Genomic DNA, 3,177 nt, shown 5'->3' on the forward strand with positions numbered 1-3,177 from the left:
AGTGGATCTAACAATTCGGCGCAGTTCACTTTCGAATATGAGAATCAGCCAGATCAATTTCCCCTAATCGAACTCTTGTTGCATACCTATCACCAGTTTATTTATCTATGCTTTTAACAATTCAACGGAAGAACGATCATTATATCAAATTTAAGGTCTCCTCCGCTGATTTTGTTTTTTCTTTCGGCACATAGATCGAAACATGCAGAGTAAAATAATAGAAAATAATTACTTTACTATTTCCACAGCTCATAGCCGTTTTCCTTACGTGTGTAGGTATGCTCTGTAGACGCTTCTATGATGTGGCAATATGCCCAATGTGTTTTATTTAAATCCTTGTATTGCGGCGCGTCCGATGGAATATCGTTAAGTTCGATTTTGCGGTTTAACATGGTGTTTACAATTTTCACAACTTCCGCGCGGGTGATTGAACTTGCTGGTCTAAAGCTGCCGTCAGGATAGCCATTAATCCAACCCTTAGTATACGCGCTGTCAATATACTCTGCCGCCCAATGATTGATTGGCACATCATTGAACGAAGTGTTTTCGCTTGTTAACAGGTTATCAAATCTTGAGGCTATGGCTGCAAATTCCGCTCTTGTGATTGTCTGTCTAGGTTTGAACGTGCCATCCCCATACCCTTTCAGTATACCTTGACTTGCAAGGTAATTGACCGACTGTTCATACCATGTGCCGCCACCGACATCGCTGAACTTTCCACTTACAGCCGTATTCTTATTTTCGTCTTTTATCAGTCTGAAAAATATTGCTGCTGCTTCCGCTCTTGTGATTGAGCTTTCTGGCTTTACGCTGCCGTCAGGGTAGCCATTGATATACTTGATATGCTCACCGGTTTCAAGCTCAGGGATAGCGACTGTGTTCTTGTTATAGTAGAATACAACCTTGTTTTCACCTGATTTGATCGTTATCGTTTCCGTCCTTTTACTGCCTGCATCCAATTGATAACTCTCAATAGCCGGGGCGTTTATAGTTTCTGTGCTGCCAACTGTAATACTTGAACTTTTACTATAAATAATTTCCCCGGTTTGCTTGTCTATGCCTTGAACTAGTAATGTTGCCGTAGGTGTACCACTGCCATCGCCACTGCCACTGCCATTACCGCTACCACTACCACCTTTACTTATCCATTTTGCGTATAACGTAATGTTGTCGGTAACAGTATCTATAGCAAAGTCCCATGCATTGGTTAGGGAATCTTCTTTATACCAACCGCTGAATGTATAGCCACTTTTGGTCGGTAACGTTGGCTCGGTTATAAGGCTACCTAGGGGTATATCCGTTTTTTCTGCCACTACAGAACCACCGTTGGAATTAAAGGTTACCGTATAAAGTGACTTTGTCAAATATTTAAATTCTACACCTGCAATACTGCTTACCGCTTCAGTAGCAGTACTCATATGATAACCTGCTGGGTAGATTACAAGGGATTCATCATTAAAAATACTGCCTCCGTTTCCCCAAAAACGCGCTACCCCCTTATTAGTAATTAAAGCAGGCTCCAAAATTAACGGATTGGCTAGTTTGATAGCTACAAGGCTTGCACCACCTGTTGTTTGGGCGTAAAAAACGCCTCCCGATATAGTGCCGATTTTTGCAGGAGAAGTGCTGCTTGATGTAGTTGAATTGATTGCATAGAACCCACCAGTGAAAATGCCGCCTGAAATCAAGTTTACTGTGGTTTCGTTTAGAAAAGCTTCCCCAGATGCGCTAACGGTGGTAAATTTGCCCCCACTGATGAGCTTGATAATAGCATTTGGATTATTCGACGCATAGTTCCAAAGGGCAAGAGAATCTCCAGTGATTTCTGTGCCACTGCCGATTTCATTAATCGTGCCAACATTCAGAAGACCAATGTTCGTTGAAGTGATAACGGCATTGTTAATGGTACCAATAGTACCGCCAATATCATTTTGGAGGCCAGATTGTCCACCTGAAAAAGTTCCTCCGCTTATCGTGTTAATATAAGCGCCGGCCTCGATCAGCAGAACACCTATCTCTCCGTCGAAAGTTCCGCCTGATATTTCATCGATACCTGACGGATAGTCCAATGCTACAATGTCAACTCCTCTTCCTTCTTTATTAGTAGTAAGTCCAGTATACGCACAAATAAATCTCCCACCGCTGATTTCCCCAATTTTTCCACCTCGAATTAGGCGAAGAGCGGAAATCTCATGTTCCGCAAAAAAATCACCGTTGGAAATCTCACCAATTTGTGCCTTACCGTCCACCTGAACATTTGCCCACCTATCTGGAGCAGCAGCCAAATTTTTGAAAGTGCCACCCGAAATTAGATTGACTTTTGTACCTTCGTCATACATATATAACGAGTGCATTTTACCAATGATAGTTCCGCCACTGATTTCCTCCAGTGTAGCACCATTCGTCATCGAAATGGCGATTGATCCGGAAGATTCCAAATGTCCGCCAGTTATTTTTCCGGACGCCTTCGGATCGTATAAATCCAGTACCATATTCCCAGTGCCAGTTGCTAAAAGCTTTGCTCCGTTGTTTACTACAATATTGCCATTTGCAACAGATATAAGTGTTCTCTGAGAACCCGTAAGCGTAAGTACTTCAGTATCCGAGCCTCCACCCAAAGTCAAATCAAAGCCATTCTGGACCCAAAAACTAGCATTAATACCCAATGTAATTTTGGAATTTCCTCCACTAGCTATTAGCGTAATATCTTTCATAATTGAAATTGTCGTTGACATCGTTATATCTTCTGTTACAGCAATCGTATCATTGTTCTGGGCTGCATTTATCGCTCCCTGCAGCGTGGCATAGGTTGCGCCATCCGCTCTAGGAGCAGTATCGTTGGAAACTGTACTGGGTGATACAAACAGGGTAACTTCGCTATCCGCATTTGCCGACAACATAAACTGTGGCATGAGTGAAAAAAACATTGTCAGAAATAACAGCAGTGAAATCATTCGCTTATTGGCTATTCCTTTTACAGTACCCGTTATTCTTTTAAAATAATTCATTTTTTAATTACCTCCAATTTGTTACTAACTTCCTTCTGGACAACTTTAAATTTGGATTAGTATTACTTTTGTGATGTATTCTGTTAACAAAAAGATCGCATAAGTATGTGTTAATATGCTTCTCCCCCCCAGCCGAACCAGTTCCTTTGCCTACATATCTTTTTATTTG

The 3,177-nt window shown here is 41.7% G+C and carries 1 protein-coding gene; it reads right to left on the minus strand.

The genetic code is table 11. From position 1 onward, the window contains the following. Positions 1-236: 236 nt before the first annotated feature. Positions 237-3,008, minus strand: a complete 2,772-nt coding sequence (locus tag MHI22_RS23335; RefSeq protein ID WP_330493521.1) for an S-layer homology domain-containing protein — start codon at positions 3,006-3,008, stop codon at positions 237-239. Positions 3,009-3,177: the final 169 nt, after the last annotated feature.

Origin of the sequence: Lysinibacillus sp. FSL L8-0312 (genome assembly GCF_038003285.1) — a bacterium.
In the GTDB taxonomy this organism is placed as follows: Bacteria; Bacillota; Bacilli; order Bacillales_A; family Planococcaceae; genus Lysinibacillus; species Lysinibacillus fusiformis_D.

What these genes read in the sequence shown, in the direction of transcription:
- MHI22_RS23335 (WP_330493521.1), bottom strand. Translation starts at nt 3,008, where the DNA reads ATGAATTATTTTAAAAGAATAACGGGTACTGTAAAAGGAATAGCCAAT.